The organism is Thauera sp. DNT-1 (assembly GCF_055393985.1).
In genome coordinates, this window is the sequence record NZ_AP043752.1 from 2,982,218 (window position 1) to 3,006,688 (window position 24,471).

General features: G+C 65.6%; 27 protein-coding genes. 26 read left to right on the forward strand and 1 reads right to left on the reverse strand.

Annotated elements, in window-relative coordinates:
* Position 1: 1 nt before the first annotated feature.
* Complete coding sequence (locus tag ACZ5PP_RS13755) at positions 2 to 1,183, forward strand: STY4528 family pathogenicity island replication protein (RefSeq protein ID WP_076600431.1); 1,182 nt, start codon at positions 2 to 4, stop codon at positions 1,181 to 1,183.
* A gap of 66 nt (positions 1,184 to 1,249) precedes the next feature.
* Here ACZ5PP_RS13755 and ACZ5PP_RS13760 read toward each other — a convergent pair whose 3' ends face one another.
* The gene (locus ACZ5PP_RS13760; protein ID WP_076600535.1) at positions 1,250 to 1,519 is read right to left on the reverse strand and encodes a helix-turn-helix domain-containing protein; all 270 of its coding nucleotides are present in this window, start codon (positions 1,517 to 1,519) and stop codon (positions 1,250 to 1,252) included.
* A gap of 55 nt (positions 1,520 to 1,574) precedes the next feature.
* Here ACZ5PP_RS13760 and ACZ5PP_RS13765 point away from each other — a divergent pair, with 55 nt between their 5' ends.
* From ACZ5PP_RS13765 to ACZ5PP_RS13885, 25 genes are all read left to right on the forward strand, one after another.
* Positions 1,575 to 2,462 carry a sensor histidine kinase gene (locus ACZ5PP_RS13765; RefSeq protein WP_076600430.1) on the forward strand — a complete coding sequence of 296 codons (888 nt, stop codon included), beginning with the start codon at positions 1,575 to 1,577 and terminating at the stop codon, positions 2,460 to 2,462.
* Complete coding sequence (locus ACZ5PP_RS13770) at positions 2,446 to 2,739, forward strand: hypothetical protein (RefSeq protein WP_076600429.1); 294 nt, start codon at positions 2,446 to 2,448, stop codon at positions 2,737 to 2,739. The genes ACZ5PP_RS13765 and ACZ5PP_RS13770 overlap by 17 nt, the downstream gene beginning before the upstream one ends.
* Before the next feature lie 121 nt (positions 2,740 to 2,860).
* Positions 2,861 to 3,625, forward strand: a complete 765-nt coding sequence (locus ACZ5PP_RS13775) for a PFL_4669 family integrating conjugative element protein (protein ID WP_076600428.1) — start codon at positions 2,861 to 2,863, stop codon at positions 3,623 to 3,625.
* Positions 3,622 to 4,170, forward strand: coding sequence for a DUF3158 family protein (locus tag ACZ5PP_RS13780; protein WP_076600427.1), 549 nt, complete (start codon positions 3,622 to 3,624; stop codon positions 4,168 to 4,170). Before ACZ5PP_RS13775 ends, ACZ5PP_RS13780 begins: the two co-directional genes overlap by 4 nt.
* A complete protein-coding gene (locus tag ACZ5PP_RS13785; protein WP_076600426.1) occupies positions 4,167 to 4,550 on the forward strand; it encodes a single-stranded DNA-binding protein in 384 nt (127 codons plus the stop codon). Before ACZ5PP_RS13780 ends, ACZ5PP_RS13785 begins: the two co-directional genes overlap by 4 nt.
* Before the next feature lie 263 nt (positions 4,551 to 4,813).
* A complete protein-coding gene (locus ACZ5PP_RS13790; protein ID WP_076600425.1) occupies positions 4,814 to 6,829 on the forward strand; it encodes a DNA topoisomerase III in 2,016 nt (671 codons plus the stop codon).
* A 787-nt stretch (positions 6,830 to 7,616) separates the two neighbouring features.
* A complete protein-coding gene (locus ACZ5PP_RS13795; RefSeq protein WP_076600424.1) occupies positions 7,617 to 7,868 on the forward strand; it encodes a hypothetical protein in 252 nt (83 codons plus the stop codon).
* Between the two features lie 24 nt (positions 7,869 to 7,892).
* The gene (locus ACZ5PP_RS13800; protein ID WP_076600423.1) at positions 7,893 to 8,285 is read left to right on the forward strand and encodes a hypothetical protein; all 393 of its coding nucleotides are present in this window, start codon (positions 7,893 to 7,895) and stop codon (positions 8,283 to 8,285) included.
* A 166-nt stretch (positions 8,286 to 8,451) separates the two neighbouring features.
* The gene (locus tag ACZ5PP_RS13805) at positions 8,452 to 9,168 is read left to right on the forward strand and encodes a DUF5983 family protein (protein WP_076600422.1); all 717 of its coding nucleotides are present in this window, start codon (positions 8,452 to 8,454) and stop codon (positions 9,166 to 9,168) included.
* A gap of 282 nt (positions 9,169 to 9,450) precedes the next feature.
* Entirely contained in the window at positions 9,451 to 10,248 is a 798-nt protein-coding gene (locus ACZ5PP_RS13810; RefSeq protein ID WP_076600421.1) for a GTPase, read from the forward strand.
* A 65-nt stretch (positions 10,249 to 10,313) separates the two neighbouring features.
* Positions 10,314 to 10,679: a DUF3085 domain-containing protein gene (locus tag ACZ5PP_RS13815; protein ID WP_076600420.1), complete on the forward strand. Its 366-nt coding sequence runs from the start codon at positions 10,314 to 10,316 to the stop codon at positions 10,677 to 10,679.
* A 448-nt stretch (positions 10,680 to 11,127) separates the two neighbouring features.
* Positions 11,128 to 11,682, forward strand: a complete 555-nt coding sequence (locus ACZ5PP_RS13820) for an STY4534 family ICE replication protein (protein WP_076600419.1) — start codon at positions 11,128 to 11,130, stop codon at positions 11,680 to 11,682.
* A 56-nt stretch (positions 11,683 to 11,738) separates the two neighbouring features.
* Entirely contained in the window at positions 11,739 to 12,347 is a 609-nt protein-coding gene (locus tag ACZ5PP_RS13825) for a DUF3275 family protein (RefSeq protein WP_076600418.1), read from the forward strand.
* 90 nt (positions 12,348 to 12,437) lie between these two features.
* On the forward strand, positions 12,438 to 13,265 hold the full coding sequence (locus ACZ5PP_RS13830; RefSeq protein ID WP_076600417.1) for a DUF932 domain-containing protein: 828 nt from the start codon (positions 12,438 to 12,440) through the stop codon (positions 13,263 to 13,265).
* A gap of 320 nt (positions 13,266 to 13,585) precedes the next feature.
* Positions 13,586 to 14,242 (forward strand): hypothetical protein, encoded by a 657-nt coding sequence (locus tag ACZ5PP_RS13835; protein WP_076600416.1) that lies wholly within the window; start codon positions 13,586 to 13,588, stop codon positions 14,240 to 14,242.
* 66 nt (positions 14,243 to 14,308) lie between these two features.
* Entirely contained in the window at positions 14,309 to 15,418 is a 1,110-nt protein-coding gene (locus tag ACZ5PP_RS13840) for a DUF6094 domain-containing protein (RefSeq protein ID WP_076600415.1), read from the forward strand.
* Between the two features lie 101 nt (positions 15,419 to 15,519).
* Positions 15,520 to 15,825: a hypothetical protein gene (locus ACZ5PP_RS13845; protein ID WP_076600414.1), complete on the forward strand. Its 306-nt coding sequence runs from the start codon at positions 15,520 to 15,522 to the stop codon at positions 15,823 to 15,825.
* Positions 15,826 to 15,924: 99 nt separating this feature from the next.
* On the forward strand, positions 15,925 to 18,195 hold the full coding sequence (locus ACZ5PP_RS13850; RefSeq protein WP_076600413.1) for a helicase-related protein: 2,271 nt from the start codon (positions 15,925 to 15,927) through the stop codon (positions 18,193 to 18,195).
* 258 nt (positions 18,196 to 18,453) lie between these two features.
* Positions 18,454 to 18,987, forward strand: coding sequence for a PFGI-1 class ICE element type IV pilus protein PilL2 (gene pilL2, locus ACZ5PP_RS13855; RefSeq protein WP_244551574.1), 534 nt, complete (start codon positions 18,454 to 18,456; stop codon positions 18,985 to 18,987).
* Complete coding sequence (locus ACZ5PP_RS13860) at positions 18,984 to 19,628, forward strand: hypothetical protein (RefSeq protein WP_076600411.1); 645 nt, start codon at positions 18,984 to 18,986, stop codon at positions 19,626 to 19,628. Before pilL2 ends, ACZ5PP_RS13860 begins: the two co-directional genes overlap by 4 nt.
* A gap of 47 nt (positions 19,629 to 19,675) precedes the next feature.
* Entirely contained in the window at positions 19,676 to 20,371 is a 696-nt protein-coding gene (locus ACZ5PP_RS13865; RefSeq protein ID WP_076600410.1) for a TIGR03759 family integrating conjugative element protein, read from the forward strand.
* Positions 20,356 to 20,964: a lysozyme family protein gene (locus tag ACZ5PP_RS13870; RefSeq protein WP_076600409.1), complete on the forward strand. Its 609-nt coding sequence runs from the start codon at positions 20,356 to 20,358 to the stop codon at positions 20,962 to 20,964. The genes ACZ5PP_RS13865 and ACZ5PP_RS13870 overlap by 16 nt, the downstream gene beginning before the upstream one ends.
* Positions 20,961 to 21,497, forward strand: coding sequence for an integrating conjugative element protein (locus tag ACZ5PP_RS13875; protein WP_076600408.1), 537 nt, complete (start codon positions 20,961 to 20,963; stop codon positions 21,495 to 21,497). The genes ACZ5PP_RS13870 and ACZ5PP_RS13875 overlap by 4 nt, the downstream gene beginning before the upstream one ends.
* 20 nt (positions 21,498 to 21,517) lie before the next feature.
* Positions 21,518 to 23,689, forward strand: a complete 2,172-nt coding sequence (gene traD, locus ACZ5PP_RS13880) for a type IV conjugative transfer system coupling protein TraD (protein ID WP_076600407.1) — start codon at positions 21,518 to 21,520, stop codon at positions 23,687 to 23,689.
* Positions 23,686 to 24,435, forward strand: coding sequence for a TIGR03747 family integrating conjugative element membrane protein (locus tag ACZ5PP_RS13885; RefSeq protein WP_076600406.1), 750 nt, complete (start codon positions 23,686 to 23,688; stop codon positions 24,433 to 24,435). The genes traD and ACZ5PP_RS13885 overlap by 4 nt, the downstream gene beginning before the upstream one ends.
* The last annotated feature ends 36 nt before the right edge of the window (positions 24,436 to 24,471 follow it).

Here is a 24,471-nt window from a genome sequence, read left to right on the forward strand (position 1 = left end):
CATGGCGACGGGCGGCGCACCACGGCGCGATGGTCCCATGGCGCTGTCGGCGCTGTTCGACGACGCGCTGCAGAACCTGGCGATGGCGCAAGGCACGGCGCCGGCCGGCGACGGGTTCCTGTACAGCGGCAATCGCCATGAAAGCGTGCCGCGTGCACTGTTCCTCGACCGGCGCCTGACGCCGCTGGAGCGCAACGCCTGGCAGGTCTTCCGCCTCCAGCTCAACGACGACGGCGTGACGGCCTTTCCGACCTATGAACAGCTTCGGCCTTACCTGGCCTCGATGCCGTGCGGGGCGCGGGCCTCGCACGAGACCGTCGCGCGCGCCCTGACGCTGCTGCGCCTGACGCGCTGGCTCAGCCTAGTGCGCCGCCGCCGCGACCCCAAGACCGGCCGCATCCTGGGCAACCTCTATGTCCTGCACGACGAACCGCTGACGCCCTTCGAGGCGATGCAGCTCGACCCCGACTATCTGGGTCTGGTGAGCCAGGCACTTACCCATGCAGCCAAGGCGGTGCAAATCGTCGGCATGCACACGCTGAAGGAGATTGCCGAGGACCCGCTGCTCAGCGGCCGCACGCTGCCGACGCGCTTGCAGGTGCTGTCCCAGCACATGGCCCGGCATGGGTGGACGACGACGAGTTATCCACAGGAGGGTGTCGACCACGAATCCGAAGAAGGCAAAGATAGCTTGCTTCGGAATGCAGAACGCCCGTCTTCGGAATCCGAAGCGGGGCCGAAGCCCGCGCCGGATGGCTCTCTTCGGAATCCGAAGGAGGACCGTACCGTACGTAAGGATCGTATTGATGAAGTACGTACAGTACCGCGCGCGAGGACGGTGCAGAACCTGCGACTGCCCGAGCGATTCCTGCGCTTGAAGGAAGAGCAGCAGGCAGGGGCGATGATCGCTTTGCAGCAGGTGGAAGAGACCCAGCGGCAGGCGGTGCTCGACGAGTGGGCAGCGCGGTGCCGCAGCAGCGCGGTGCGCAACCCGGCCGGCTATCTGTTCGGCATCATCCAGAAGGCGATCCGTGGAGAGTTCAAGGCGTGGGCAGGTCAGTCCGGCCGAGAGCATGGTCCACCGACGCCCCTATCCCCTGGGGATAGCGCTTCCGCGCCTGCCACCCGCGAAGTTGCCCTGCGGCACATCGCCGACCTGCGGGAAAAGCTGCGATTGCGGTGACTGCGGGGGCGCGGTCCGGCCGGAATCAGAATGTGCTACAGGCAAGATGGGGATCGGGGCGGGCGCTCAGCGCAAGCATTGCCGAAGATCACGGGCCTTGACGCTGTCCTGGTAGATGGACACGAAGGTCGCGACATCGATACCCAGAATGCCGGCGATGTCGACGAACTCAGTGAAGTCGAGACGCCGCTCCCCTCGTTCGTACTTGGAGATGAAGCTCTGGGGCCGGCCGAGGGCCTTGGCAACCTGTACCTGGGTAAGCCCGGCGACTTCCCGCGCCTCGATCATCATCGTTCGGAAGAGCTCGTATTGGGGGCGGTGCAGCGAATTGACCATCCCCATACCTTAATAACCCATTGTGGGATATCCCGAATCGGGATCTCCTGATGACATGCATCCGGATCGCGTATCGACGCTGGAGGAACGGACTTCCGACGAGGGGGACTCTCGCCCCTGCCCAGTAGCGGGCGGCGAGGTGCCGCCCGGCGTGGCCGGCGACCGGGGCGGTCGGCTGGCGGCGATCGAGGCCGAGTTTCGGGCCGCGAAGGAGCGCGCGCTGGCTGAAGCAGAGCACCTGCGCCAGCTCAAGGCAGAATTCGTGAACAACATGCATCACGAATTGCGCACGCCCCTGTACGGCATCCTCGGCATGGCCACCGTCGGGATGCGTGCCAATGATGTTGAGAAATCCCGGCACGCCTGTCGGCGCATTCTGGAAGCAGGCCGCCGCTTGGCCGAGCTGGTGGAGAACGTCCTCGACTTTGCCCAGTTCGAGGCAGGCCACGGCCTTGTCAGGCCGGTGCCAACGGCACTCCGGAAGCCCCTGGAAGCGGTTGCGCGGCGTGCACTGGCGAGCGCGACGGCCAAGGGGCTGGGCTTCGAGCATCGGCATGAAGGCCCCCAGCCGGCCTACTGCGTGATCGACGGCCATCGACTGGAGGGTATCCTGGACCACCTCCTGGACAATGCCGTGAAATTCACCGATGAAGGGAGGGTCACCCTGGTTTCGGGGCGGGACGGCGACCAGCTGGTCTTCGTGGTGGCCGATACCGGCATCGGGATGGGTATCGACCACGTCCGACAGCTCTTCCGCCCCTTCGAACAGGCGAACGGGAGTGCCTCGCGCCGCTTCGGCGGAATGGGACTCGGATTGGCCTTGACGGAGCGGGTGGGGCGGCTGATGGGCGGAACGATTCGGGTGGAGTCGACGCCAGGGCAGGGAAGCCGCTTCGAGGTACGGTTGCCGTATGTCGAAGCGGCGGATGCTGATCTTGAGTGAATGCCTGCTGCGCTTCTGGCGCGGCCTTGAGATCTTCAACACCCCGACTGCCCCTTCCGCCCGGGATGCCAACGACCAAACGAAGGTCGCCACGCTGCGGCGCGTTGCGGCCGCGCGGAATCGGCGTACCGGGCAGGATGCAGCGTTTGCGTTCGCGGACGATCAGGAGTCGATCCTGCAGGCATTGCGGATCGCAGCCGTCGGCGGGCAACGCCGGGCCATCTTCTGCATTGTCCATCTCGATCTCGGCCAACGCCTGCCTATCCCCAGGGGATAGCCGGCACACACAGCCTTCCGCGTCGGGCAAACCGGGCGGACGTTGGATGCGGTTTGTTGACTGACAGCCTTCCGGCTGGTGCCGATGCTGGCGACTCGTTCATTCATCGCGAGTCGTCTCCATGGCCAACGAACCCCTGCAACTGAATCTCGGATCGCTGCGCAGCGCGATGTCGCTGACGCTGCACACCCATCACGCATCGCGCATCTGGCATGGCCGCGCGCCGGCCGAGGGTCGTCCTGGCATCATCGGCCTCAACGGCTACATCAGCGTGATGAACAAGATGAAGCGCGGTGCCGAGCAGGATGACCCCTACTCGGACTGGTGGATGCTGCGCATCGAAGACAAGCTCACGCAGACCAAGACCAGCCTACAGGCGTTGCGCGAACAGGTGGACCAAGCACTGGCTGATGTGCCGCCCGCGCTGTCCCTGGGCGAGAACATGAACGTGCAGCCAGTGAAGCTGCCGCTGTTCGTCAATGCGCAGCTTGGCTTCATGGCGGTGTACCTGCTGGCCGACTACGACGACCTCGCACGCAAGCTGATCCTGGCCCATCACACGGCACTGATCGACCGCAGCACGCTGGAGCGCTGGCTCAACGACGGTGCGCATGCACTGCGCAGCCTGTTCTCCCTGGCGCAGCAGTACCGCTACTCAGGTGCGACGCGCGACGACTTTGCGGCGAAGAACGCCGTGGCGCGGGCGGCGCTGGAGAAGTTCGGCGAGCTGCCGCAGGACATTTTCGAAGGCACGCGCCGTTCGCGCTTTGCGCCACCCATCGCACGGAGGGGAAGCCGGCCCGAGTCACCGGTCGCTGATGCTTTGGAGTCAGGCATTGGCGCAGGCGACTCCGCGAGACAAGACGATGAGGGCGTCAACGCATGACGGCACCTTCTTCTTCCGGCCACCCAGCGCGCTTCATTCCGCTGGGACAGACGGACTTCCAGCGGCTGGAACATGCAGGCTACCTAAAAGGCCTTTTACAGCCCTTTAAGGGTAAGGGGAGTCTGGAGACCTGGGCCAGCCAGTGCATGGCGCTGCGCGACGGGTTGATCGCCCTGGCACAACGGCAGGTGTTGCCCCAGGCGCGGGCCTACCCCTTCAACCTGCTCGATGTGCAACTGGCCCAGCAGACGACTGGCGCAGGGACGACCTTTCTGCGCTGGCGCAACCTCGACCGCTCGGCCATGGGCGTGGCCTTGTGGGAGTCGCTGCTCGATCGCCCCGCGACACCGGCCTCGCTGATCGACGACCTGTATGCGATGGAACTGCAGCGCATCGCGCTGAACATGCAGATCAGTCTGACCCACAGCATCACCCGCCTCGCCCTGGAATGCGCCAGCAGGGTGGACCGGGCCGAGGCAACCTATCTGCGGCGTGTCCACGGGCATGTCGCGTCCGTTCCCACCACTCCCAAGGAGTCACCATGAGCACGCACTTCGTCGGCGAGGGCAACATCGGTTCCGCGCCGGAGTACCGCGAATTCCCCAACGGCAACGACGAGCCGAGGCGGCTGCTGCGGCTGAACGTCTATTTCGACAATCCCATCCCGAAGAAGGATGGCGAGTACGAGGACCGCGGCGGCTTCTGGGCGCCCGTGGAGCTGTGGCATCGCGATGCCGAGCACTGGCAGTCGCTGTACCAGAAGGGCATGCGCGTACTGGTCGAAGGTCGCACCGTGCGCGATGAATGGGAGGACGCGGACGAGAACGAGCGCGTCACTTTCAAGATCGAGGCCCGGCGCGTCGGCATCCTGCCTTATCGCATCGAGGCGGTGACGCTCGGCGCCAAGCCTGCCGGGGGCCAGTGACCAAGCATCGCGGGCGGCTGTAGCAACCGTCAGACGCCCGCCTTGCACCAGTGGGCTATCCCCTGGGGATAGTTCCACTGCGGCCCACCGAGCTCCAGCCGCCCTCCCGACGCGAATTTCCCGCCCCTCATACCGCTGCGGCAACCATTCCCCAACCGAGGACAATTCGGTGTTCATGCCGTCCGGCTTCCTTGCTGCCGGTCTCTCCTGGCCCAGCCATGCTGTTGTCCATCTGATGAACCGCACATTCCCGAGGAGGCTTCATGCGCGTGTTCCTGTGCGAGAAGCCTTCGCAAGGCAAGGACATCGCCCGCGTGCTGGGTGCCGGCCAGCGTGGTTCCGGCTGCTACAGCGGCGCGGGTATCGTCGTGACCTGGTGCATCGGTCATCTGGTCGAAGCAGTTCCGCCCGAGGGTTATGACGAGCGCTACAAGCGCTGGGCCATCGAGCAACTGCCCATCATTCCCGAACGCTGGCGCGTCGAGCCCAAGGCTGCGACCGCCGCGCAGTTCAAGATCGTCAAGCAGCTCGTCGGCCAGGCCAACGAGCTGGTGATCGCCACCGATGCCGACCGCGAAGGCGAGATGATCGCCCGCGAGATCATCGAGCTGTGCGGCTATCGCGGACCGATCCAGCGGTTATGGCTGTCGGCGCTCAACGATGCGTCGATCCGCAAGGCACTGGGCGCGCTGAAGCCGTCGGCCGAGACGCTGCCGCTCTACTACTCGGCCCTGGCCCGCTCGCGTGCCGACTGGCTGATCGGCATGAACCTGAGCCGGCTGTTCACCCTGCTTGGACGCCAGGCCGGCTACACCGGTGTGCTGTCTGTGGGCCGGGTGCAGACCCCGACGCTCAAGCTGGTGGTGGATCGCGACCGCGAGATCGCCCGCTTCGTCTCGGTGCCGTTCTGGGCAATCGAGGTCACGCTGTCCCATGTGGGGCAGTCCTTCACGGCGAGCTGGACGCCGCCGCAAGGCTGTACCGACGACGCCGGCCGCTGCCTGCAGCAGCCCGTGGCACAGCAGGCCGCCGACCGCATGCGCGCCGCCAGCAGAGCCCAGGTGGTGTCGGTCGAGACGGAGCGCGTGCGCGAAGGTCCGCCGCTACCGTTCGACCTGGGCACGCTGCAGGAGGTGTGTTCCAAGCAGTTGGGCCTGGATGTGCAGGAGACGCTGGACATCGCCCAGGCGCTGTACGAGACCCACAAGGCGACGACCTACCCGCGCTCCGACTCGGGCTACTTGCCCGAGAGCATGCTGGCCGAGGTGCCGACCGTTCTCGAGAGCCTGGTCAAGACCGATCCCGGCCTGCGCCCGTTGATCGACCGCCTGGACCCGACCCAGCGCTCGCGCGCCTGGAACGACGGCAAGGTCACGGCACACCACGGCATCATCCCGACACTGGAACCGGCCAAGCTCTCGGCCATGAACGACAAGGAGCTGGCCGTCTACCGGTTGATCCGCGCGCATTACTTGGCACAGTTCCTGCTCCACCACGAGTTCGACCGAACGGTGGCGCAGCTCGCGTGCGGCGGGCAGTCGCTACTGGCCGTGGGCAAGCAGATCGCCGTGGCCGGCTGGCGCCAGGTGCTGGCGGCGCCGGAGGAAAGCGATGCGGATGGCGACGACGCCCAGCGCAGCCAGGTGCTACCGGCACTGCAAGCAGGATTGTCCTGCCAGGTCGGCCATGTCGATCTGAAGGCGCTGAAGACCTTGCCGCCCAAGCCCTACACGCAGGGCGAACTGGTCAAGGCCATGAAGGGCGTCGCGAAGCTCGTCACCGACCCGCGCCTCAAGCAGAAGCTCAAGGACACGACAGGCATCGGCACCGAAGCCACGCGCGCCAACATCATCGGCGGCCTGCTCGGTCGCGGCTATCTGCTGAAGAAGGGCCGCGCCATCCGTGCTTCGGATGCCGCCTTCACCTTGATCGACACCGTGCCGGCGGCCATTGCCGATCCGGGCACGACAGCAGTCTGGGAGCAGGCACTGGACATGATCGAGGCCGGCCAGATGACACTGGACACTTTCATCGCCAGGCAATCCGCCTGGGTGGCTCAACTCGTGCAGGAGTACCGCGGTGCGACGCTCGCCATCAAGCTGCCGCCTTCGCCCTCCTGCCCCCAGTGCGGCGGGCAGATGCGGCAGCGCACCGGCAAGAGCGGCGCTTTCTGGTCATGCAGTCGCTATCCGGACTGCAAGGGAACGCTGCCGATCGACAGCTCGGCAGGCAAGCACGGTGCGCCACGCAAGCAGAGGGCTTCCCGCAAGGCGTCCTGACACCGACGAATCCCTTCGCCACGCCAGCCGTTTCTAGCGGCGGGTCCAACCTCCCGTGCAATGCGGGATTCCCCAGCGCACGCCCCCTTCTGCAACGGTGTGCACGTCTGGCTGCCCAACGACGGGCTCGCAAGACGAGAAGGCCGTTTCTCCGCGAATCGCGTCTGTCGCGACTCCATTGATCGAGATGCTCCCGTCGATGACGAGGGGTCTCCTGACGCCTGGCGGACCTGTGTCGAAGCGAGCCGTCAGGAGACCCCTCGGGTCGACGGTATTCGGTGCCGGTGCCCGCCGGCGGAACAACGGGCTCCCTTTGTGCGCGGATGTGTGCCGAAGGATGTCGACCCCAGCCACGACACGGGTCGGGTGCGATTGCTGACGCAGCGAGCGGCTTTGACGACGGCCGGGACTGCCACAGCCCACAGGTGGTTTCTCTCTTCTCCGGCTGAAGGCTCAAGGGCCTTCGGCCCGTTGGTCATTGTTTGATCTTGGTCGGTGTCGCACAGCCTCAAAGCGGCCCTTGCGCGATGCACATTCCTAGAAGACGCCAGTGAGGCGTCGCGTCCATCCTGCAGTCATGTGCTGCTGACGGTCGTCAGCACCATGCCCTGGCAGCCCCGGTCTTCAAGGCTGCAACGCGGTTTGCCGCGTGGATCGAACCAGTCCGCTTCGCATCACCACCGCGGACGTGCGTCTTCACGACGCCGATGCTTCTTCCTTCAACCCTTCGGGAGATATCCGCTCCCGTCCGGGTGTGGGCTCCCGGTCCTTCAACCAGGAGAGCCCCATGTCCCTTGCATTCGCATCGGCACCGCTGAGCGCCGCCCAAGCCCGCACCGAAGCCATTGGCTATCTGGCCCTGGCCTGCACCGGTAAGCGCCTGTCCCTGCAGGTGCGCCACAGCGCCGCCGGCCACTTCATCGGCACCGCCGATGAAGACGGCCCGGTGTCCCGAGAGTCCGTCGAGTACTTCCGCTCGCAGCACGCCGCCGAGCACGCCCTGGCAACAGGCCGCTGGCAGCAACGCATCCACCCCTGACTTCCACTCACAAGGAGCCATCTCATGAACCAGTCTTTGCCCCAAGACGTACTTGATCAGATCGCCGCGGAAGAGCGGCATTTCGCCGAAGCCCCGCAGGCCTTCTTCGAAGGGTGGAAGCGCGGTGTGGAAATCGCCGGCGCCGAATGGTTCGGCGACGGCACGCCCGAAGGCCTGCAGCGCGCCACCAGCAAGTGGGATCTGCGCCCCAAGGTGCTGTTGCTCAACGACGCCCTGGATGTCCTCAGCGGCGGCCAGCGCATGTTCCTGTCCGCGATGGTGAGCTTCTACAACGCCCGCGAAGGCGGCGCGATGCTCAAGCGCTGCGGATTCGAGGGGCTTTCCGATCTGGGAGGTCTCGATCTGGATCGCCGCAAGGTCATCGCCGATCTGGTGCTGAACTACAGCGGCTGGTGATCCCGATTCGCTTGTTCGCCATCCGTTCCTTTTTTCCACCCACGAGGGACATGCGCCTCCTTTCGAGGCGGTGTCCCTCCCTGTTCTCAACATCTCTTCAACCACCCGCTGGGGGCTTGCTCCCCAGCCGGGGAATGGGCTCCACTTCCTCTGATGGAGAAACCCCATGTCCCCCGATTCCAACCCTTTCCTCCGCGGCTACCAGAACCTGCGCATTGATCGCTCCCTGTGCATCACCTACGAGGACGACTGCCCGCCGGTCTGGCACCCGCTGCATCCCAGCCAGGCGCATCTGCCAGACGACCAGATCGCGCTCTTCCCCTGCGTCTTCAACAACGACTTCGCTCTGATCACCGAAGGCCAGGACATTCCAGAAGACCTGGAGGCCCAATGCCAGACCGAGGGCGTGGTGCGCACCGTGGTCTACGCCGTCAGCGGCGACGACTTCGGCCAGCCCGTGCACGTCGGCGACACCTATTCGGAGGAAGCTGCGCGGGAAGTCGTGTGGCGACTGAGCTTCGAGACGGGCTTCTACAGCCGGTGCTGGGAGATCAGCAGCGCCCATCTCACCCCCGAGGCAGGCCGCTTCCTCGCCGGGTTGGCGGACATCGCCACACCGAGCGGCTTTCTGTTCGTCGCCTTCCGCATCCCGTACAGCCCCGCGATCGGCGTGAAGCTGATCGCCACCCCCTGGACGGATGCGAACCTGCAGCTTGTCGAGGGCATTACCGCCGAAGAGCTGCGGCAGGAGCACCGGGCCAAGGGCATGCCGGAGTCCCTCGTGGAGGTATTGCACCTGGCCGCACTCGCCAACGTCCGCATGCTGATCTTCGATGCCGATGCGCCGGTGCTGGACGGATTGCCCTTGTACGAAGACGAGTAGCACCTTCGAGCCCCCACCCGGGGCTCTTCCTTTTCGTGGAACGAGGTGGCGACAGGTTGCCGATTCCCGGACGACGGGCACCTGCGCCTGCCGCACGCTTCCCGCATGTTCGCTGGCGTTGCCGGCAGCATGCCCAGGCAGTCGAGACCTTCGAGACTGCGGTGCGGTTCGCCGCGCTGGTCGCTTCTTTCGCCGGACGCATGCCGCGTCCATCCACCTCACCCTCAAGGGACATACCTCCCTTGCGGGCGGGAGTCCCTTGGTTGCCACAAGGAGTCTCTCATGGATACCCAAGCCATCCGCGCACAGATGCCGACGCTCGTCCACGGCCATGTGCCTTCCAACGTCCGCAGCTTCAAGTTCAACATCTTCGACGGCCAGCCAAAGGTTTCGACGCTGGGCTTCCACATCGATCCCAAGCCCTTCGAGGGCAAGGTCATCGCCACCACCGAAGAGGCCATCGTCATCAAGACGGGACGCGCCGAATTCGCGGTGCTCGACCGGGCGCTCGTGACCGAGGTGCCCGGCGAGGGCGCCAAGGTGCAGGTCGAACCCTACGCCCGACGCCGTTTCGATGGTCTGCGCGCCGACACGCCCGAGGAAGAAACCGCATTCACTGCCGACGGCAAGCCGTACACGGTGCAGCGGTTCGTGCTCGGTTCCGCACCGGCGAAGCTGCCAATTCCAGAGGTACGCAGCCCTGAGCTGCAGGAGCTGATCCAGCAGATGGAACAGTTGCCCGCACCCGACGGCTACCGGCGCATCACCCATATGCTGGTGGATGCCGGCGCACGGGACTTCACCTGGGTCGATCCGCTGCCCAAGGACATCATCGCGACGCCACCGGCCATTGGCTTCACGGTGGCCACGGCGAAGTTCCAGGGACGCGTCACCGTGCTGTACGAGCGCGGGCTCGACGTGTACGCAGTGGAACTGCACCGCGACGGCGAGCTGGTCGAACGGGTCGATGAGGTGTTCTTCGACTCTCTCGGCGAGACGCTGGAGCGGCGGATCGACGACGGGAACTGGCGGCGCATTCGCGTGCAATGCCTGTCCGGTCGCAAGCCTGTCCGGCACTGACCTCCACGCAGCCTCCCGTCCTCTCGGCGGGAGGCCCTTCATTCGTTTTCCTGGAGATCACATCCATGTCTGTTCGATTCAAAGGTACCGACCTGCGGCCCGTGCTCGCCGAAGCGGTGGTCAATCAATGTCGTGTCGTCCTGGTCAAGGACCAGGGCGTGTACTTCCTGGCCGAGCGCGGTGAGCGCAGGCCCGATGGGCGCCAGAAGCTCATCGCCTACGCCGTGCACTGCAATCCGGATGTCGATGCGTTCGATGATTGGTGGGAGCTGGCGCGCGCCGAGTTCGGTGGCGACGACTTCGGCGAGTTCTTCGATCCGCACGATGGTGTCTTCGCGCTCATCCTGAGCGGCGAGGGCGACCTCGAGGTGTCCGCGACCGCGACGCACTTGTCATTGCATGCCGTGGCCCCTGCGCACAACGGCAATTGACAACCCCTTCCCCATGCCCCCTTTTCGGGGGCTTCTTTTTGCTGGCCTACAGTCGTTGTGATGCACTTCTTTGCCTACCAGAACGACCTGTTGGACTCGGCCAAAGAGTCGATGGCCCGGTTCTGCGACGCCTGAGTCAGACCCTCGCCAATGCGGGAACCAGATGGTGCCAATTCCGACTGGCGCGGGCATTGACCTCGGGCCACGCTTCCCACCATGTTCCGCTGACTTCCGTCAGCAGCATGCCCAGGTAGCCACGATCCTCAAGGCTACGACGCAGTTCCGACCGCGTTGATCCCACCAGTTCGCACCGGCGTCCATGCGCGAACGGCCATCGGTTCTCGATGGCGATGCCACCAAGCTGTTCCATCAACCCACGCGGGGGTTCCACACCTTCCCCGCCTGGGTCGGGTGTGTCTCCGCCTCTTTGTTCTTCAGGAGATTCACCATGACTACTTCCACCGAAAAGTCCTACTTCGATCTGCACATCACCGGCCTCGGGTACCTCAATCGCATCCGCGAAGTGAAGCCCAAGAAAGGCGATGCGTTCCTGGCCTGCGACATCGCGGCCCTGAACGGTCCCAGCGATGACGTCTCGTACGTGCGTTTCGACACGCGCGTATCGGGTTCGGAAGCGCAGCACCTGGTTCGTCGCTGCATCGACGCCGTCGAGGCAGAGAAGAAAGTGATGATCGGCTTCCGCCTGGGCGACCTGTGGACCGACACCTTCACCTATTCCAAGGGGAAGCGTGCCGGCGAGCAGGGTGTGAGCCTCAAGGCACGCCTGCTGTTCGTCAGTTGGATCAAGGTCGACGGCAAGCTCGTCTACAAGGCCGAATCCAAGCCGATCGAGACCGACGCGCGCGAGCCGGAAGTCCCCGAGGCTTCCGAGGTGCCCGCCGCGCAGCAAGCCTCGACACCGGAGCCCTCCAGGCCCGCTGCCGAAGCTGCCGACGATGCTGACGCCGATGCCCCCGCTTTGGCCGCTGCCGAGCCGTTCTGATCCGCAAGGCCCCGTTCCCTGGGGCCTTGTCTTCTCTTCGTCAGCAGGAGACCTTCATGATCACCATCCCCGGCCAACTGGCCATCAAGACCATCCACGGCCGCAACGGCGATTTCAACGTCGGCCGCCTCGCGACCTCCATCGGCGAGTTCGTCGTGAAGAACGCTGAGCTCGACCAGTACGCCGAAGGCAAGTACGAGGGCGATTTCGCCATTGCCGAGATTCGTCCCTCCACCTACAACGCCAACGGCCGCATGGTCATCGAGATCCGCGCCCTTCTGGGCGGGATGACGCTGTCCAACATCGACGCTCTGAGCCGCGACGAAGCCCGCCGGCTGAGTCCGCAGGAAGTCGATCCGATCGACGAGGAAGCGCAGGCACCCGCGCCGGCCGTACCCCAGGCCAAGCCGAAGGCGAAGCCACGCAACCCGCGCGATCCCCTGGTCGACACCACGCCGTTCGGCAGCGAGCCGACCGCATCCCCCGAGGCCTCGGCCAACGCGGATGACGCGGCGCTGTTCGGTGCGCTCTGGCCGCTGGGCGAGATCGTCAAGCTCGATGCCACCGTCGATCGCCGCGTCCTGCGTCAGCAGCGCGACCGTCTCGGTGTGTTGGGCTACGAGTTCGCTCCGCTGTCCCAGGACTGGCATCTCGCCAAGGCCTGATTCCCAACGCCGCGCCAGCGACGTTCCACCACCCGCCGGGGTTCCTCCCCGGTGGGGCGGGGCTCCGGTCTCTCATCCAAGGAGATCGTCATGCAACTCGCATCCCGCTTCACTTATCGCTCCCCGGTGCTGCGGTCGAATCATCCGCTGTCCGATGACCAGATTCGCACCGTAGCGCCGTCCATCTTCGCGGACACCCCGCACGAGAGCCGCTCCGAGCGGTACAGCTACATCCCCACGGCGGCAGTGCTGACCGAACTGCGCAAGGAAGGCTTCCAGCCGTTCATGGTGTGCCAGACCCGCGTGCGCCAGGAGGACCGCCGCGACTACACCAAGCACATGCTGCGCCTTCGCCATGCGAGCCAGATCAACGGCGCCGAGGCCAACGAGATCATCCTGCTCAATTCGCACGATGGCACCAGCAGCTACCAGATGCTGGCGGGCATGTTCCGCTTCGTCTGCCAGAACGGTCTGGTGTGCGGCGACACCTTCGCCGACGTGCGCGTGCCTCACAAGGGCAACGTCACCGATCACGTGATCGAGGGTGCCTACGAGGTGCTGCATGGCTTCGAGCAGGTGCAGGACTCGCGCGACGCCATGCGTGCCATCACGCTCGACGACGGCGAGGCCGAGGTCTTCGCCAGATCGGCCCTGGTCCTCAAGTACGACGAACCCGGCAAGACCGTGCCGATCACGGAAGGCCAGATCCTGCGCCCCCGTCGTTTCGACGACAACCACGCGGATTTGTGGTCCACGTTCAACCGCATCCAGGAGAACCTCGTCAAAGGCGGTCTGACCGGCCGCACTGCCAACGGGCGCCAGCAGCGCACACGGCCTGTCCAGGGCATCGACCAGAACGTCCGGCTCAACCGGGCACTCTGGCTGCTCGCGGAAGGCCTGCGTAAGCTGAAAGCCTGACCTCCAAGCGGATCGTGCCCATCGCGGCATGATCCGCTTCTTCTTTGTCGAGGTGCCCGAATGCGCGAGGGCCGATCAACGTGAGCAGTGCGCGCAGCGGTTTGTCGCTCACGTCCCGCTCGGCAATGAGGCAGGCTATGCCCATGTCCGTCGGCGAAGCCGACAGCATGCCCAGGTAGCCAAAACCTTCAAGGCTACGGCGCGTTGCGACGCGTAGGTCGTCCTTCTTTGCCAAGCCGCTTGCGGCGCTTTTTCCACCCCTTGGGGCAGTGAGTGCCCCGGCGGGCCGTGCTGCCTCCGATTCCTTCGAGGACAACACCATGCCTGTCACACATCCCTCCAAGACGCTGTATCGCATCGATGAATGCCCCGACCTCATGGCCGACGGCTGCATCGGTAACGAGAACGGCAACCTGGTCTTTCTCTCCATCTGGGCGCGCGACACCGCGGTTCAGGAATTCCTCGCTCGCCTGACCCTGGGACGGGATGAACAGGGACTGGACCAGTTCCATCTCATCACCGAGCAAGGCGGCAGCGTCCCGGTTTTCGTCGGCAACGTCGAGAATCTGGAAAAGCGCAGCGCGCGCGCCTACCGGCGCACGCTGTTCGGCTCGCTTTCCAACGTGTGGCTGTTCGACCGCCGTTGCGTGCGTCCCGATAAGGCCAACGCCAGCGCGCTGGCGCTTCTGCCACGCGACTCCACACACCGGCTCGACCGGCTGTGGTTGCTGGTGCGCGACACCTGCCCGCTGCCGCTGCTCGATCACTGGCGCGACCTCGTGCTGGAGCTGCTGCAGGCGAAGTCGATGCTGACCCGCCTGCCGTTCGCCCTCGGCCCACTGGAAGGCCACCGACTCGCCATCGACGTGCCGGTGCTGACCCAGACCCTGGGCGGCTTGATCCGCAGTGGGGTGCTCGCCGCTGAGACGCCTCGGCCCGAGCCTGTCTCAGCGCTGCCGCTCGAAACGGTGGCTTGAGACGCTTCCCCATCGGGCATGCCCCGCATGTCCGCTTTCCTTCATTCCCGCCTTCAGGAGAATCCCATGGCACTCATGTTTCCGCGGCTCGCCCGCAATTTCGTTAAGAACGGGTATTTCCCCACGGACGAGCCCACGCTCGAAAGAGCGCTCACTGCGCTGGCCCCTTCTGACGGGCCGATGTGCATTCTCGATCCCTGCGCCGGCGAAGGCGTGGCGATTGCCGAAGTCGCTCACGCCCTCGGGCGCGAGCAGGTCAAGGCTTTCGCCGTCGAGTACGACGACGAACGCGCCGCACACGCACGCGGACTCGTCGATCGCTGCATCCATGGCGACCTGATGGACACGCTGATCTCGCGCCAGACCTTTGGCCTGCTGTGGCTCAACCCGCCCTATGGCGACCTGAGCAAGGACGCCAACGGGAACATCGGCTACCAGGGCCAGGGTCGGGCCAGGCTGGAGAAGCTGTTCTATCAGCGTGCGCTGCCGCTGCTGCAGTACGGCGGCGTGCTGGTCTTCATCGTGCCGTCCTACGTGCTCGATGCCGAACTGGTCGGATGGCTGACGCGCCACTTCGCCGATCTGCGCATCTACCGTGCGGTGGAGACGCAGTTCAAGCAGGTGGTGGTCTTCGGTCGCAGGGTTCGCCAGCGCGACCAGGCATCGGATTCGGTCAAGGCCACGCGCGGTCTGCTGCTACAGATCGGGCAAGGCGACGCCGAAGCCGAGGAACTGCCGCTGGAATGGCCGTTCCTGCCGTACTCGGTCCCCATCAGCCCGGCCGAACCGGAGCACTTCTATCGCGTGACGATGGAACCCGAGCAGTTCGCCGACGAGGTCGGCCGGCTGCAAGGGCTCTGGCCGGCACTCGATACGCACCTCGGTGCCGCGCAGCAGGCGCTGCGCCCTCCGGCACGGGCCTTGTCGCATTGGCATCTCGCCCTGGCCCTGGCCGCGGGCGCGATCTCTGGCGTGGTGAGGTCCAGGACCGGGCGCGTGCTCGTCGTCAAAGGTGATACCCACAAGGAGAAGACTCTCCAGACGGAATACACCGAACGCGACGACGGCTCCGTGGCCGAGACGCGCATCCTCACCGACAAGTTCGTGCCGGTCATCCGCGCCTGGGACATGACGCCAGGTTCCCCGACACGGGGAGATGTGCTGACCATCCGCTGATCGCTGTTCCCTGACGGTTCGCCGTCGCTTTCATCCACCCACCGGGGTCATGTCGCCCCGATGGGGTGCCGTGGCCCCTTCTTCCAGAAGGAGAGCCCACCATGGCACTCGCAGTCCTCAACCTCGCGTCACAAGCACGTTTCTCGCCCGGTCAGGTAGTCATGACCATCGGCATCGATGCATTGGTCCAGCAGGGCCGGCTCAATCCGTCTCCGTACCTGCGTCGCCATCTCAGCGGCGATTGGGGCGATCTCGACGAAGGTGACAGGCAGCAGAACGACGCCGCACTGAAATCCGGCGAAGATCGTTTGTTCTCGTCCTACCAGGTCGCGCCCGATCTGAAGCTCTGGATCATCACCGAATGGGATCGCAGCGTCACGACGCTGCTGTTGCCCAGCGAGTACTGATCCTTCTCGACGGCCCCGCGCCGTTCCATTCTCCCCACCCCGGGGCATGCCATCGCCCTGCAGGGGGAGGTGCATGCCCCATTACTTTGGAGCATCACCATGTCCCTCGATCTCGAAACCACTCCCGAAACCGCTGTGCAGGGCGATCTGCTCGAATCGTCCGCTTCTCCTCTCACTCTCAGTCTGCAGGATTTCGTGTCCGAATTCGGCGACGAGCTGCTGGACTCGCTCAACCGAGCCAATCCCCCGGTCTACGCCGGACAGGCACGGTCGCATCGGCAGATCGTCCTCGCCAGTCTCAAGCGCAAGCTGTTCCAGGCGCAAGCCGATGTAGTCCATGCCGTCACCGAGCTGTTGGTTGACCGCGGCGAACGCGCCGCGATCGTCAATGGCGAGATGGGATGCGGCAAGACGACCGTCGGCATCGCGACGGCCGCCGTGCTCAACGCCGAAGGCTACCGCCGCACCTTGGTGCTCTCGCCACCTCACCTGGTCTACAAGTGGCGGCGCGAAATCCAGGAGACGGTGGCCGGCGCCAAGGTCTGGGTGCTCAACGGCCCGGACACCTTGCTCAAGCTGCTGAAGCTCCGCGAGCAGTTGGGCGTGCCGGCGAGCGGCCAGGAGTTCTTCGTCCTGGGCCGCGTGCGGATGCGGATGGGGTTCCACTGGAAACCTGTCTTCACCCTCCACCGCACACGCCACGGCGACGTGGGGGCGTGCCCGGACTGCGGCCATGTCATTGCCGACCTCGACGGCGAGCCGGCCAACCCGGTCGAGCTGGAAGCCGAGGAGTACCGCCGCAAGTGCAGCCAGTGCGCCGCACCGCTGTGGACGCTGATCCGCCCGAGGAGCCTGTCCGCCAGCGACCAGTCCTCGTCCGTGCTCAAAGCCTTGAAGCGCATCCCGACCATCGGGGAAGTCACCGCGCAGAAGCTGATGCAGAAGTTCGGCGATGCGTTCCTTGCGTCGATGCTCGGCGACAACATCCACGAGTTCATCAACCTGATGGACGACCGGGGTGAGTTGGTCTTCTCGGATCGCCAGGCGCACCGCATGGAGCGCGCGATGGCGAACATGGAGTTTGGTTTTGGCGAGGGCGGCTACCAGCCGTCCGAGTACATCAAGCGCTATCTGCCCCAGGGCACGTTCGACCTGCTCATCGCCGACGAGGCACACGAGTACAAGAACGGCGGTTCCGCTCAGGGCCAGGCCATGGGCGTGCTCGCAGCGAAGTCGCGCAAGACCTTGCTGCTCACCGGCACGCTGATGGGCGGCTACGGCGACGACCTGTTCCATCTGCTGTTCCGAGCCCTGCCCGGGCGGATGATCGAAGACGGCTACCGCCCGACCAAGAGCGGCAGCATGACCTCGGCCGCGATGGCGTTCATGCGCGATCACGGCGTGCTCAAGGACATCTATTCGGAGAGCACGGGCACGGCGCACAAGACGGCCAAGGGCACCAAGGTGTCGGTGCGCACGGTCAAGGCGCCGGGTTTCGGTCCCAAGGGCGTGCTGCGTTGCGTCCTGCCGTTCACCGTCTTCCTCAAGCTCAAGGACATCGGTGGCAACGTGTTGCCGCCCTACGACGAGGAGTTCCGCGAAGTCGCGATGGATACGGCGCAGGCCGCAGCCTACCGCGATCTGGCGGGTCGACTGACCCAGGAGCTGAAGCAGGCCCTGGCCAAACGCGACACGACACTGCTCGGCGTGGTCCTCAACGTGCTGCTGGCCTGGCCGGATTGCTGCTTCCGGTCGGAAACCGTGGTGCATCCGCGCACGCGCAACACCCTGGAATTCGTCCCGGCTCAGTTCAACGAGCTGGAGGTGATGCCCAAGGAGCGCGAGCTGATCGAGATATGCAAGCAGGAGAAAGCGGAAGGTCGCAAGACTCTGGTCTATTCGGTCTACACCGGCACGCGCGACACCACGTCGCGCCTGAAGGTGCTGCTGGAGCAGGAGGGCTTCAAGGTGGCGGTGCTGCGCGCAAGCGTGGATGCCTCCCGCCGCGAGGACTGGATCGCCGAGCAGTTGGACCGCGGCATCAACGTGCTCATCACCAATCCCGAGCTGGTCAAAACCGGGCTGGACCTGCTGGAATTCCCGACCATCGTTTTCATGCAATCGGGCTACAACGTGTATTCGCTGCAGCAGGCGGCGCGGCGCTCATGGCGCATCGGCCAGAAGCAACCGGTGCGCGTGATCTATCTCGGCTACGCCAGTTCCTCGCAGATGACTTGCCTGGGGCTGATGGCCAGGAAGATCATGGTCTCGCAATCCACCTCGGGCGACGTACCTGAATCGGGGCTCGATGTCCTGAACCAGGATGGCGATTCGGTGGAGGTGGCGCTGGCACGGCAGTTGGTGCATTGAGAGTTGCTGGACTTGGCGGCCCCTTCGGGGGCCGCTTCTTTTCAGCGAAGCTGGCGCTGTTTCCGTTCCTTGTCCCGAAGTTCTCGATCCGGCGGATGTCGCACGCCTGGGGCGCATGGCACCTCCTCGGAATTGGGGAACGGTCAATGCCCGATTCCCGGCTGCCTGCACGGCACCTTTCTGCAATGGTGATGGCATCTCGTCGCCAAGGGTTGCCACATGCCATCATCTTCTGCCCGACTACTTTGTGCGCTTTTCGTGCTCGGCGGATTGCTGTCCGGCTGCACGACGATTCCGGCCCCCTCTGAACCCGGAAGCCTTTCGCCGGTCGAGGCTGTGCCTGAGCAGACGCCGGAACTCGTTCCCGTCGTCCGCCAGGGGCGCTACACCCTGGTCGAGCTGGTGCCGGAACCGGCTCAGCGTGACCTGATGGAGCAGGTCGTCGAGGTCGCGATTCCACCCACCTTCGACGCGAGCGTGGGCGACGCCATGCGTCACGTCCTCCGCCGAACGGGCTATCGCCTTTGTGACGCTGCGGATGCCACGGCCCTGTATGCGCTTCCGTTGCCCGCAGCGCATCTGCGTCTCGGGCCGCTGGCTCTGCGCGACGCGCTGCTGGTGCTCGCCGGCCCGGCATGGGTTTTGTCGGTCGACGATGCCTCCCGCCACGTGTGCTTCCTGCGCCAGGCGGCACCCGCTTCCGCCAGTTCGATCGCAGTCCCGACTGGCGTCGTTCCGGGCGCAGATCAAGATCGGGTCGAGGCCGCAGAGCCTCGGGAGGTCCGGCCATGAACATCCCTCAGATCCCTCCCGCCAGCAACGACCGCACGCGCTGGCTCAGGATCGCCGCAGGCGTCTGGCTGCTGCTCGTCAGCGCTCTGACCATCGTCAACAGTGTCGGACTGTCGCGCCTGACCGAGCAAAGCCACACCAGCGCCCAGGACGCCCATGTCCAGGCACTCGCCACGCGCGTCGGCGACCTCGAACAGCAGGCCGAAGCGGTCAAGCACCAGCCCAAGCCTATCACCCAGACGGACTTCGACGCCGCCCGCCAGGCCCTCGAGGAGCGGCTGTCGCACGTCGAACAGGTACAGGCGGCGGATGCCCGCGGCGAAGACCTTCAGGCACTGCAGGTTCGCGTGGGCGCGATCGAAGCGCGCCTGAAGAAGGCGCCGCCACCAGCGACGGTATCCCGCCGCACCGCCGAGGCAGCGAAACCCAAGGTGCTCGAACCGCCGTTCAGCGTGGTCGGCCTTGAGCTGCGCGGCGGCGAACGCTTCCTGTCGGTTGCGGCGCCAGGAGCGACTTCGCTACCCGAAGTGCGGCTGCTGCGTGAGGGCAATTCCGTCGGTGCATGGCACCTGCAGGCCATCGAGGTGCATGTCGCCGTGTTCCGCGTGGATGGCCAGACGCTCCGCATCACGTTGCCGTAGGAGCGTGTGCCATGAAACCGGGATTTGCGTCTGCGATCAGCCTTGCCATGGCCCTCACCATCGCTGCGGCCGATACAGTCGCGCAATCAGCACCGGTGACCACTTCCCGAGCGGCTCCGAGCCAGGTGCAGAACAGCATGGACGCCGCACTCGACGAACGCCAGGCGCGGGACTGGGGGCTGCGCCCCGAGGAATGGGCGCGCTACCGGCAACTGATGCAGGGGCCGCTCGGCATCTATTCGCCCAACCTCGATCCACTCACTGCCCTGGGCATCGAGGCCCGCAGCTACGAGGAACGCAACCGCTATGCGGAACTGCAGGTGCAGGCGGAATCCAGGCGCGTGAATAAGACACTTGCCTACCAACGCGCCTACGATGCTGCGTGGAAGCGCCTCTTCCCGGGCCAGCAGCGCGTGAACCTGCCCGGCGCGCATGCGCCCGGTTCCGGCAACAAGGGGTCCGGCCGGCTGGCCGTTTTCGTGAAAGCCGATTGCCCGCCGTGCGAGCAGCGCGTGCGCCAATTGCAGGCGGCCGGCACATCCTTCGATCTCTACATGGTCGGAAGCCGTCAGGACGATGCGCGCATCCGCCAGTGGGCGGCCCAGGCCGGCATCGATCCCGGACGCGTCCAGGCACGCACGATCACGCTCAATCACGACGCCGGGCGCTGGCTGTCCCTTGGCTTGCCCGGCGAACTGCCAGCCGTGGTGCACGAGGTGAACGGCCAATGGCAGCGCCAATAGCCACCGGGCGCCTAGTGCAGTGGAGTGCAATGGCCGCCCATGCCGCACTGGTTCTCGGCACCTGCACTTGTGCGTCCCCCGCTCCTGCCCGGGAACTGCCGCCCCCAGCCTACCAGCTCGCTGCGCAACAGGTGGGTGTGCCGTCGCCGGTGCTGTACGCAGTGGCCCTGCAGGAGAGCGGCACCCGGCTGCGCGGCCGCCTGATTCCCTGGCCGTGGACGCTCAATGTCGCCGGCAGGGCCGAGCGCTACCCCACGCGGGCCAACGCCTGCACCGGACTTCGCAAGGCTCTCTCTCACACGCCGGCCAGCCGCATCGATGCCGGCCTCGGGCAGGTCAACCTCGGCCACCATGCGCACCGCTACGTCCACCCCTGCGAACTGCTCGATCCATACCGCAATCTCGCGATCGCTGCGGAGATCCTGCAGGAGCAACACACGGCCGGTGAGGATTGGCTGGTCGCCATCGGTCGCTACCACCGACCTGCAGGTGGCGCACCGGCCGCCCGTTACCGCCGCAGCGTCCACCAGCACCTCGCCCGGGTGCTGGGTCCGGATGCGTCCCTTTCCTCCATCCGGACCACCACACCATGAACCGCATCCTCTTCACCGCCACTCTGGGACTGCTCTTGGCCGCGAGTACCGCCGTCCAAGCCACCTCCGAACCGCTGATCGTCGTCGAGGACCGCAGTGGCACCTCGGCGCTGCCGTACTACCAGGCATTGGGTCCCCAAGACTCGGATCGCGCCACACCCCCGGTGCCGGAACCGGTTCCCCGCGTGGGTAGCGCGGCCGATGCCGAGGCGGCCATGCTGCCGGTGCGCTCGGCGCGGCTGTCACCGGGCGACGAGCCACGCCGTGTGATTCGCGCATCGGGCCTCACGCCGCTATTCCTGCTCGGCGACGACGACCGGTCCCGCACCTGGCTCAAGCAGAGGCGGGCGGCGCTGCAGGAGCTGCACGCGGTGGGGCTGGTGGTCAACGTGGCTTCGCCCGAAGCTCTGGCCGAGCTGCGCCGCCTCGCACCGGGGCTGACGCTCTCGCCGGCCTCGGGCGACGACCTGGCCCAGCGGCTGGGCATCCGCCACTACCCGGTGCTGATCACCGCCACCGGCATCGAGCCCTGAAGTGACGTGAAGCGCCGGCCATGGCCCAGTCCCAAGCCGTCGAGGTGTTGCTGCGGCCAGCGGTGGAGCTGTACACCGTCGCGGTCTGTGCCGGCGCCGCGCTACTGTGCCTGGTGGCGCCGTGGTCGCTCGCGCTGAGCCCCTTGCTGGGGCTGGGCAGCGCGCTGGCATTTCTGACCTTCGGCACCATCCGCCTGCGGGACGCTTGGGCCATCCTGCGCTACCGGCGCAACATCCGCAGATTGCCGCGCTACGTGATGACGAGCCGCGACGTACCGGTGAGCCAGCAGCGGCTGTTCATCGGCCGGGGCTTCCGCTGGGACCAGCGCCACACGCACCGGCTCATGCAGACCTACCGGCCGGAGTTCCGCCGCTACGTGGAGCCGACGGCGATCTATCGGGCGGCGCGGCGGATCGAGGAACGGCTGGAGTTCGCCCCGTTCCCGGTCTCGAAGTTGGCGAAGGCCCTGGCCTGGGACAGCCCGCTCAATCCGGCGCGCCCGCTGCAGCCAGTCGGCGGACTGCCTCGCCTGCACGGCATCGAGCCGAACGAGGTCGACGTCACCTTGCCGCTGGGGGAGCGGGTCGGCCATTCGCTGGTCCTGGGCACCACGCGCGTGGGCAAGACACGCCTGGGCGAACTCTTCATCACCCAGGACATTCGCCGCAAGGTCAATGGCCAGCACGAGGTGGTGATCGTCTTCGACCCCAAGGGCGATGCCGATCTGCTGAAACGCATGTACGTGGAGGCCGGGCGCGCCGGGCGCGAAGGCGAGTTCTACGTCTTCCACCTGGGCTGGCCGGACATCTCGGCGCGCTACAACGCCGTGGGCCGTTTCGGTCGCATCTCGGAAGTCGCCACCCGCATCGCGGGCCAGCTCTCGGGCGAGGGCAACAGCGCCGCCTTCCGCGAGTTCGCCTGGCGCTTCGTCAACATCATCGCCCGGGCCCTGGTGGAACTGGGGCAGCGGCCCGACTACCTGCTGATCCAGCGCCACGTCGTCAACATCGATGCGCTGTTCATCGAGTACGCCCAGCACTTCTTCGCGAAGAACGAGCCGAAGGCCTGGGAGATCATCGTCCAGCTCGAAGCCAGGCTGAACGACAAGAACATCCCGCGCAACATGATCGGCCGCGAGAAGCGCGTCGTAGCGCTGGAGCAGTACCTCTCGCAGGTGCGCATCTACGACCCGGTGCTTGACGGCCTGCGCAGCGCGGTGCGCTATGACCGCACCTACTTCGACAAGATCGTGGCGAGTCTCCTGCCGCTCCTGGAGAAGCTGACCACCGGCAAGATCGCCCAACTGCTCGCACCGAACTACTCGGACCTCGACGACCCGCGGCCGATCTTCGACTGGATGCAGATCATCCGCAAGCGTGCGGTGGTCTACGTCGGTCTGGATGCGCTGTCGGATGCGGAGGTCGCCGCCGCCGTGGGCAATTCGATGTTCAGCGACCTGGTGTCGGTTGCCGGGCACATCTACAAGTTCGGCATCGACGATGGCCTGCCGGGCGCCTCCGCCGGCGTAAAGGTGCCGATCAACGTCCATGCCGACGAGTTCAACGAGCTGATGGGCGACGAGTTCATCCCGATGATCAACAAGGGCGGTGGCGCCGGAGTCCAGGTCACGGCCTACACGCAGACGCTCTCGGACATCGAAGCGCGCATCGGCAACCGCGCCAAGGCCGGCCAGGTCGTCGGCAACTTCAACAACCTGTTCATGCTGCGCGTGCGCGAGACCGCCACGGCCGAGCTGCTGACGCGGCAACTTCCCAAGGTCGAGGTCTATGCAACCACGGTGATGAGCGGCGCGACCGACAGCTCCGACCCGACCGGCAACACCGCATTCACCTCCAACACCCAGGACCGAATCAGCAGCAACAGCGTGCCGCTGATCGAGCCGGCACACGTGGTCGGACTACCCAAAGGACAATGCTTCGCGCTCATCGAAGGCGGGCAACTGTGGAAGATCCGCATGCCGCTGCCGGCACCCGACCCCGACGAGGCTATGCCCAAGGACTTGCAGGAGCTGGCCGGCTACATGCGGCAGCATTACGTCGAGGCCGGCGAGTGGTGGGAGAGCGAGGGCGTCCCTGGCTTCCAGGATCAGGCGCTGCCGGACGATCTGCTGGCGAACTTCCAGCAGATGGCTGCGGCCGATGAGGCTGGCGAGGAAGGCGCCTGCACGTGAGCGATCCGGCCGTCGCGGCGCAGCGCCAGCAGGTCCGCCAGCAGGGGCTGATCGCGGGCCTCATCACCTTGCCGTTCCGGTTCTTCGGCGTGCTGTGCGGTTCGCTTCTCCTGTGCATCGTGATCGAGTGCGTCGGGATGCACTTCTTCTGGCCCGAGGAAAGCTGGCGCCACGCCCAGGGCATGCTCAACCACGAGCTGGCCCTGGTGTCTGAGAGCTTCACGCGCAGCGTACTGGTGCAGGAACCAGGACGCGCCACCCTGCATCTCGTTGAGCTGGCCTACGACTGGTTGTTCGTGAAAAGCGGGTTGCTCGACTGGATACGCGATGCCGCCACGCAGGCCAGCGCCGGCGCCCGCAGCAAGACCCATGACTTCCGGTACTACTTGGGCATGGTCTATGTGCATATGGAGAGCTACCTGATCGCCTCGGCCTACACCGTGCTCGTATTTCTCGTGAGGCTGCTGGTGCTGACGCTGACCTTGCCGCTGTTCCTGATGGCCGCCTTCGTCGGCCTGGTGGATGGGCTGGTGCGGCGCGACGTGCGCAGCTTCGGAGCTGGGCGCGAATCAGGGTTCGTCTACCACCGTGCGAAAGCCAGCCTGATGCCGCTGGCTATCCTGCCGTGGGTGACTTACTTGGCACTGCCGGTGAGCGTCCATCCGCTGCTGATCCTGCTGCCTAGTGCAGTATTGCTGGGGGCTGCGGTGGACATCGCGGCGGGAACGTTCAAGAAATATTTATAGCGCATGCCTTGTATCTGATGAGGGCTGTATTGGGTT

Bases quoted from the DNA above. Each gene is read 5' to 3' on its own strand.
- ACZ5PP_RS13790 (WP_076600425.1), top strand. From the start codon at position 4,814: ATGCGCGTGTTCCTGTGCGAGAAGCCTTCGCAAGGCAAGGACATCGCC.
- ACZ5PP_RS13875 (WP_076600408.1), top strand. From the start codon at position 20,961: ATGAACCGCATCCTCTTCACCGCCACTCTGGGACTGCTCTTGGCCGCG.
- ACZ5PP_RS13815 (WP_076600420.1), top strand. From the start codon at position 10,314: ATGTCTGTTCGATTCAAAGGTACCGACCTGCGGCCCGTGCTCGCCGAA.
- ACZ5PP_RS13835 (WP_076600416.1), top strand. From the start codon at position 13,586: ATGCCTGTCACACATCCCTCCAAGACGCTGTATCGCATCGATGAATGC.
- ACZ5PP_RS13830 (WP_076600417.1), top strand. From the start codon at position 12,438: ATGCAACTCGCATCCCGCTTCACTTATCGCTCCCCGGTGCTGCGGTCG.
- ACZ5PP_RS13820 (WP_076600419.1), top strand. From the start codon at position 11,128: ATGACTACTTCCACCGAAAAGTCCTACTTCGATCTGCACATCACCGGC.
- ACZ5PP_RS13795 (WP_076600424.1), top strand. From the start codon at position 7,617: ATGTCCCTTGCATTCGCATCGGCACCGCTGAGCGCCGCCCAAGCCCGC.
- ACZ5PP_RS13850 (WP_076600413.1), top strand. From the start codon at position 15,925: ATGTCCCTCGATCTCGAAACCACTCCCGAAACCGCTGTGCAGGGCGAT.
- ACZ5PP_RS13860 (WP_076600411.1), top strand. From the start codon at position 18,984: ATGAACATCCCTCAGATCCCTCCCGCCAGCAACGACCGCACGCGCTGG.
- traD (WP_076600407.1), top strand. From the start codon at position 21,518: ATGGCCCAGTCCCAAGCCGTCGAGGTGTTGCTGCGGCCAGCGGTGGAG.
- ACZ5PP_RS13755 (WP_076600431.1), top strand. From the start codon at position 2: ATGGCGACGGGCGGCGCACCACGGCGCGATGGTCCCATGGCGCTGTCG.
- ACZ5PP_RS13805 (WP_076600422.1), top strand. From the start codon at position 8,452: ATGTCCCCCGATTCCAACCCTTTCCTCCGCGGCTACCAGAACCTGCGC.
- ACZ5PP_RS13785 (WP_076600426.1), top strand. From the start codon at position 4,167: ATGAGCACGCACTTCGTCGGCGAGGGCAACATCGGTTCCGCGCCGGAG.
- ACZ5PP_RS13800 (WP_076600423.1), top strand. From the start codon at position 7,893: ATGAACCAGTCTTTGCCCCAAGACGTACTTGATCAGATCGCCGCGGAA.
- ACZ5PP_RS13760 (WP_076600535.1), bottom strand. From the start codon at position 1,519: ATGGTCAATTCGCTGCACCGCCCCCAATACGAGCTCTTCCGAACGATG.
- ACZ5PP_RS13810 (WP_076600421.1), top strand. From the start codon at position 9,451: ATGGATACCCAAGCCATCCGCGCACAGATGCCGACGCTCGTCCACGGC.
- ACZ5PP_RS13870 (WP_076600409.1), top strand. From the start codon at position 20,356: ATGGCAGCGCCAATAGCCACCGGGCGCCTAGTGCAGTGGAGTGCAATG.
- ACZ5PP_RS13765 (WP_076600430.1), top strand. From the start codon at position 1,575: ATGCATCCGGATCGCGTATCGACGCTGGAGGAACGGACTTCCGACGAG.
- ACZ5PP_RS13845 (WP_076600414.1), top strand. From the start codon at position 15,520: ATGGCACTCGCAGTCCTCAACCTCGCGTCACAAGCACGTTTCTCGCCC.
- ACZ5PP_RS13865 (WP_076600410.1), top strand. From the start codon at position 19,676: ATGGCCCTCACCATCGCTGCGGCCGATACAGTCGCGCAATCAGCACCG.
- ACZ5PP_RS13840 (WP_076600415.1), top strand. From the start codon at position 14,309: ATGGCACTCATGTTTCCGCGGCTCGCCCGCAATTTCGTTAAGAACGGG.
- ACZ5PP_RS13825 (WP_076600418.1), top strand. From the start codon at position 11,739: ATGATCACCATCCCCGGCCAACTGGCCATCAAGACCATCCACGGCCGC.
- ACZ5PP_RS13775 (WP_076600428.1), top strand. From the start codon at position 2,861: ATGGCCAACGAACCCCTGCAACTGAATCTCGGATCGCTGCGCAGCGCG.
- ACZ5PP_RS13780 (WP_076600427.1), top strand. From the start codon at position 3,622: ATGACGGCACCTTCTTCTTCCGGCCACCCAGCGCGCTTCATTCCGCTG.
- ACZ5PP_RS13770 (WP_076600429.1), top strand. From the start codon at position 2,446: ATGCTGATCTTGAGTGAATGCCTGCTGCGCTTCTGGCGCGGCCTTGAG.